The sequence below is a fragment of the Pseudomonas sp. P4_C4 genome (assembly GCF_056402055.1).
The window spans coordinates 38,839-45,062 of record NZ_JBFUID010000062.1; the positions used below are offsets into that span (position 1 = coordinate 38,839).

Annotated in this window: 4 protein-coding genes; 2 read left to right on the plus strand and 2 right to left on the minus strand. The window is 57.2% G+C overall.

The window, feature by feature from the left end; genetic code table 11:
- Positions 1-67 precede the first annotated feature (67 nt).
- The gene (locus AC1DXW_RS25640) at positions 68-844 is read right to left on the minus strand and encodes an ABC transporter substrate-binding protein (RefSeq protein WP_477756741.1); all 777 of its coding nucleotides are present in this window, start codon (positions 842-844) and stop codon (positions 68-70) included.
- A gap of 300 nt (positions 845-1,144) precedes the next feature.
- Complete coding sequence (locus AC1DXW_RS25645) at positions 1,145-2,536, minus strand: aldehyde dehydrogenase family protein (protein ID WP_477760620.1); 1,392 nt, start codon at positions 2,534-2,536, stop codon at positions 1,145-1,147.
- Between the two features lie 100 nt (positions 2,537-2,636).
- Here AC1DXW_RS25645 and ptrR point away from each other — a divergent pair, with 100 nt between their 5' ends.
- Together ptrR and AC1DXW_RS25655 are read left to right on the plus strand one after the other, a co-directional pair.
- Entirely contained in the window at positions 2,637-3,515 is an 879-nt protein-coding gene (gene ptrR / locus AC1DXW_RS25650; RefSeq protein ID WP_008047600.1) for a putrescine utilization regulator PtrR, read from the plus strand.
- A gap of 77 nt (positions 3,516-3,592) precedes the next feature.
- Positions 3,593-5,797 (plus strand): OsmC domain/YcaO domain-containing protein, encoded by a 2,205-nt coding sequence (locus AC1DXW_RS25655; protein ID WP_477760621.1) that lies wholly within the window; start codon positions 3,593-3,595, stop codon positions 5,795-5,797.
- Positions 5,798-6,224 lie beyond the last annotated feature (427 nt).

The following is a 6,224-nucleotide window of genomic DNA, read 5'->3' on the forward strand; positions in this document are numbered from 1 at the left end:
GGAGGCGCACGAGACAAGCCAAAAGCGGCGCCCGCATGGGGCCGGCGCCAAGGTTTCGGATGAAGGCTTATTCGCCGTAGATATCGAAGGCGAAGTACTTGCCCATCACTTGCTGGTACTTGCCATTGGCGCGGATCGCATCAATCGCTGCACTCAGGCGTGCAACGTTCGCGCTGTCGCCTTTACGCACCGCGATCCCGGCGCCTCTGCCGAAGTATTTCGGGTCGTTGATGTCCGGCCCTGCCAGTGCGAAACCCTTACCCAAGGGTGTTTTGATAAAGCTTTCATCGGTGTTGACGATGTCTGCAAGCGTGGCGTCCAGGCGACCCGCTGCCAGATCGAGGAAGGCTTCATTTTGCGAGGAGTAGCGCACCACCAGGGCGCCGGCTTTCTCAAGCTGCTCGGTGGCGAAACGGTCATAGGTCGAGGAGCGTTGCACGCCGAGTTTCTTGCCTTTGAGATCGACCAGCGGGTCGTTGATCACGCTACCGGCCTTCATCGCGAACTTGCCCGGCGTGTGGTAGTACTTTTTGCTGAAGTCGACCGACTTCATACGGTCTTCAGTGATCGACATCGACGACAGCACAGCATCGATCTTGCGCACTTTCAGCGACGGGATCATGCCGTCGAATTCCTGGATGACCCACTCGCATTTGACCTTCATCTCTTCGCACAGCGCGTTGCCAATGTCGTAATCGAAACCACTGACGTTGCCCTCTGGCGTCTTGAAGGAGAAGGGCGGGTAGGCGGCTTCGATACCGATACGCAGGCTGTCGTCGTCGGCGTGTGCCAGCAAGCTTGCGACGCACAGTGCCAGAGCGCCTAGAAGTTCTGTCTTGTACATATTGTTGACTCCTTGGATGGGGCGTTTGGGTGGTAGGGGGGCTGCCGTCCGGTCTGGCAAGGTGGACTGTCCCGATGATTCACGAGGGTATAAATGACATAAAACATTTCATAAATCAACATAGTGAAAAAAAACATATCAGGGCGAGGCGGCACACTGGGTGCTGGTGGGCAGAACCTCATCTGTGTCATCAATCCTTTGAACAAAAAACGGGCGCCGATAAGGCGCCCGTTTTTTCATTCCAGTATCAAGGTTTTTGCTCTGTCGGAAATTGAGCCAGTTCGCAGTACTACGCTGCCCTTAACGTCGATCCAGCCAAACCGTCTGTGCATTACAGAATTCGCGCACCCCGAAGTGCGAGAGCTCACGGCCAAAGCCACTCTTCTTCACGCCACCAAAACTGACACGCGGATCGCTGGCGCTATAGCCGTTGATGAACACTCCACCGGTTTCAAGTTCGCCGGCCATCTGCCGGGCGAGTTCGACATTGCGCGTGTAGAGGGTGGCGGTGAGGCCGAACTCGCTGTCATTGGCCAATTCCAGCGCATGGGCTGCGTCTCGGGCCGTGATGATTGAGGCCACAGGGCCAAACAACTCCTGTTTGAATGATGTCATCTGATCGGTCACGTCGCCGAGTACCGTAGGCTCATAGTAATTGCCGGGGCCTTCAGCCTTCTTTCCACCCAGCAGCAGCGTCGCGCCTTCTTCCAGTGTGTCGCGAACCTGTTGATCCAGTTCGTCGCGCAGATCGAAGCGAGCCATCGGGCCGATGTAAGTGTTGGTGGCGAGTGGATCACCGACGACCAGCTGCTGGGTGGCCTCGACGAACTTGCGGGTAAATTCCTCGACGATGCCTTGCTCGACAATCAGGCGTTTGGCGGCGGCGCAGACTTGTCCGGTGTTTTGATAGCGCCCGATCACCGCGGCTTTCACCGCCTCGTCGAGGTCTGCGTCGTCGAGCACGATAAACGGGTCGGAGCCGCCCAGTTCCAATACACATTTCTTCAGTGCCGCTCCAGCCTGAGCGCCGATGGCCATGCCTGCACGGACGCTGCCGGTGAGGGTGACAGCCGCGATACGTGGATCGGCGATCGCCCTGGATACACCCTCCGGCGTGACATTGATGACCTCGAAAACACCTTCAGGAAAGTCCGCTTGCTGGAAGGCTTCCAGCAGCAGGTAGGCGCTACCCATGACGTTTGGCGCGTGTTTGAGCACGTAGGTATTGCCGGCGAGCAAGGTGGGGACCGCGCCGCGCAGGACTTGCCAGATGGGGAAGTTCCACGGCATGACGGCGAGAATCGGGCCGAGCGGGCGATATTCAATGCGTGCCTTGTCGCCTTCAACCAAGGTCGGTTCTGAACTCAGCATGGCGGGGCCGTGTTCGGCGTACCACTCGCAGAGCTGCGCACATTTTTCAATTTCACCGCGGGCCTGAGCGATGGGCTTGCCCATTTCCTGGGTGATCATGTTCGCCATGGCCTGCGCATTGTTGCGCAAGGCCTGGCCGAGGTTGATCAACAGCTGCGCGCGTTGTTCAACCGGTTTGCGGCGCCAGCCTCGAAACCCGGTAGCGGTCCGCGTCAGCGTGGCCTGTAATGCCGAATCGGATTCGAAAGGGTAGTGGCCGATCTGCTCGCCCGTGGTCGGGTTGATCGAAATGGCGTGGGTAAGGCTGGATACGTGGGTCATGGCACCGTCCTGCGAGGTAGGAATGTGCTCAGGTTATGGGGCTATATGTTTTCTGGAAACTGAATAATACTGAGCATAACGTTCACGTTTGGAGAATGACTTGGATCTGGTTCAGCTCGAAATTTTCAAGGCTGTCGCCGAGCACGGCAGCATCAGCGTGGCCGCCCAGCATATCCACCGAGTGCCATCGAATCTCACGACCCGAATCAAGCAGCTTGAGCTGGACCTGGGTGTGGACCTGTTTATCCGCGAGAAGAGTCGCCTGCGCCTGTCGCCGGCCGGCTGGAGCTTTCTGGATTACGCTCGACGTATTCTCGACCTGGTTCAGGAGGCGCGCGCCACCGTGGCAGGTGAAGAACCGCAGGGAGCCTTCGCCCTGGGCTCGCTGGAAAGTACTGCAGCGGTACGTATTCCAGAGCTATTGGCCGCCTATAACCAGAAACACGCCAAGGTCGAACTGGACCTGTCCACCGGCCCCTCCGGGACCATGATCGATGGGGTGCTGTCAGGGCGGCTGGCCGCGGCATTTGTCGATGGTCCGGTGTTGCATCCGGCACTGGAGGGCGTGCCTGCTTTCGAAGAGGAAATGGTCCTGATCGCACCGCTCAACCATGAGCCGATTCATCGGGCCAAGGATGTGAATGGCGAAAACATCTATGCCTTCCGCTCCAACTGCTCCTATCGCCATCATTTCGAAAGCTGGTTCGCCAATGGTGCGGCGGTGCCCGGCAAGATTTTCGAAATGGAGTCCTATCACGGCATGCTGGCCTGCGTCAGCGCCGGTGCCGGCCTGGCRCTGATGCCTCGCAGCATGCTCGAAAGCATGCCTGGATGCACGACGGTCAGCGTCTGGCCGTTGTCGGAGTCGTTCCGCTATTTACGCACCTGGCTGGTGTGGCGCAGGGGGACGGTGTCGCAGAGCCTGACGATGTTTGTGCGCTTGCTTGAGGAGCGTGGGGTGGTGTTGGTCGAAAAATAGTGGAAAGTTAACGGTCTGTGCTGAAAAACCGGATAATGGCGGCCAAATCGTATAGCTCGTTATTCTGGTAAGCACGCATGGAAATCAAGGTCAACTTTCTCGACAACCTTCGACTTGAGGCCAAGTTCGACGACTTCACGGTGATTGCCGATCAACCCATTCGCTACAAGGGCGATGGCTCGGCACCGGGGCCGTTCGATTACTTCCTGGCTTCGTCGGCGTTGTGCGCGGCGTACTTCGTGAAGTTGTATTGCGAAACCCGCAATATCCCCACCGAAAATATCCGCCTGTCGCAGAACAACATTGTTGATCCGGAAAACCGCTACAACCAGATTTTCAAGATTCAGGTCGAATTGCCGGCGGACATCTCCGCCAAGGACCGTCAGGGGATCTTGCGCTCCATCGACCGTTGCACGGTAAAGAAGGTGGTGCAAACCGGGCCCGAGTTCGTGATTGAAGAGGTCGAAAACCTCGACGCCGATGCCCAGGCGTTGCTGATGCCGCACTCGGCTGGCGAAGCGGGCACCTACATTGTGGGCAAGGACCTGCCGCTGGAGCAAACCATCGCCAACATGTCGGGCATCCTGGCCGACCTGGGCATGAAGATTGAAATCGCTTCGTGGCGCAATATCGTTCCCAATGTGTGGTCGCTGCACATCCGCGATGCGCACTCGCCAATGTGTTTTACCAACGGCAAGGGAGCGACCAAAGAAGGTGCGCTGGCATCGGCACTGGGCGAGTTTATCGAGCGACTGAACTGCAACTTCTTCTACAACGATCAGTTCTGGGGCGAGGACATCGCCAACGCGGCGTTTGTGCATTACCCGGACGAGCGCTGGTTCAAGCCTGGCCCGAAGGACGAACTGCCGACTGAAATCCTCGACGAGTACTGCCTGAAGGTTTACGACCGGGATGGCGAGCTGCGTGGCTCGCATCTGTACGACACCAACTCCGGCAACACCCAGCGTGGCATTTGTTCACTGCCGTTTGTGCGCCAGTCGGACAATGAGGTGGTGTACTTCCCGTCCAACCTGATCGAAAACCTGTTCCTGAGTAATGGCATGAGCGCTGGCAACACCCTGGCCGAAGCTCAGGTGCAGTGCCTGTCGGAGATCTTCGAGCGCGCGGTCAAGCGCGAAATCCTCGAAGGCGAAATGGCCCTGCCGGATGTGCCGCAGCAAGTGCTGGCGAAGTACCCGGGCATTCTGGCCGGTATCCAGGCCCTGGAAGAACAGGGCTTCCCGGTGCTGGTCAAGGATGCATCGCTGGGCGGGGAGTTCCCGGTGATGTGCGTGACCTTGATGAACCCGCGTACCGGTGGCGTGTTTGCCTCGTTCGGCGCGCACCCAAGCCTGGAAGTGGCGCTGGAGCGCAGCCTGACGGAACTGCTGCAAGGTCGCAGTTTCGAAGGCCTGAACGATCTGCCTCAGCCGACCTTCGAAGGTCAGGCAGTGACTGAGCCGAACAACTTTGTCGAGCACTTTATCGATTCCAGCGGTGTGGTCTCGTGGCGCTTCTTCAGTGCCAAACCGGATTTCGAATTCGTTGAGTGGGATTTCTCCGGTCAAGGCGAAAACTCCAATGTCGACGAGGCCGCGACCTTGTTCGGCATTCTCGAAGACATGGGCAAAGAAGTGTACATGGCGGTCTATGAGCACATTGGCGCCAAGGCCTGCCGCATTCTGGTGCCGGATTACTCGGAAATTTATCCGGTAGAAGATTTGATCTGGGATAACACCAACAAAGCGCTGCAGTTCCGCGCTGACATCCTGAACCTGCACAGCCTGAGCAAAGTCGGCCTGAGAACGCTGGCCAAGGGTCTGGAAAACAGCGAGCTGGATGATTACACCGACATCACCACCTTGATCGGCATCGAGTTCGACGACAACACGCCTTGGGGCAAGTTGACGATCCTGGAGCTGAGGCTGCTGATTTATCTCGCCTTGCAGAAGTTTGACCAGGCCAAGGATCTGGTGGAAGCCTTCTTGCAATACAACGACAACACCGTCGAGCGCGGCTTGTTCTATCAAGCCGTGAACGTCGTGCTGGAAATGCAACTGGACGATGATCTGCAACTGAGCGATTACGAGGTCAACTTCCGCCGGATGTTCGGCAACGAGCGGATGGACGCGGCGATAGGGTCCGTGGATGGCAGCGTACGTTTCTATGGTCTGACGCCGACGAGCATGAAGCTGGAAGGGCTCGACAGGCACCTTCGTCTGATCGACAGTTACAAGAAGCTGCACATGGCGCGGGCCAGGGTGGCGACTTTATTCAGCTGACAGCGATAACAAAAAAGCACCTTGGGTGCTTTTTTGTTATTTGGCGGCCAGCCAACCGTCTGTATGCGGTGGGCTGATTTTTTGGCTATGACATGGGCTGTGGCTGCCCATGAGGAAGCTCTTCTATATAGAAGGGCGTTTTGGCTCCTCTATACAGGCTAGCTTTGGGGCGTTTTGCTGCATTCTGCAGGTTATTGATAGAAAACCTGAATCAGTGCTTGACGGCAGATTACAGGTGTCTATAATTCGCCCCACTTCCGGCGCAGTCGAAACGGAAAACTCCTTGGCAAACAATGAGTTACGCAGTTTTCGGCAGCAGGTTGCTTCAGGTCATCGAAGCCAAAAGGGAGTTGAAAAAGAGGTGTTGACAGCAGCGTGTAACGCTGTAGAATTCGCCTCCCGCTGAAGAGAGATCTGAAGCGCAAGT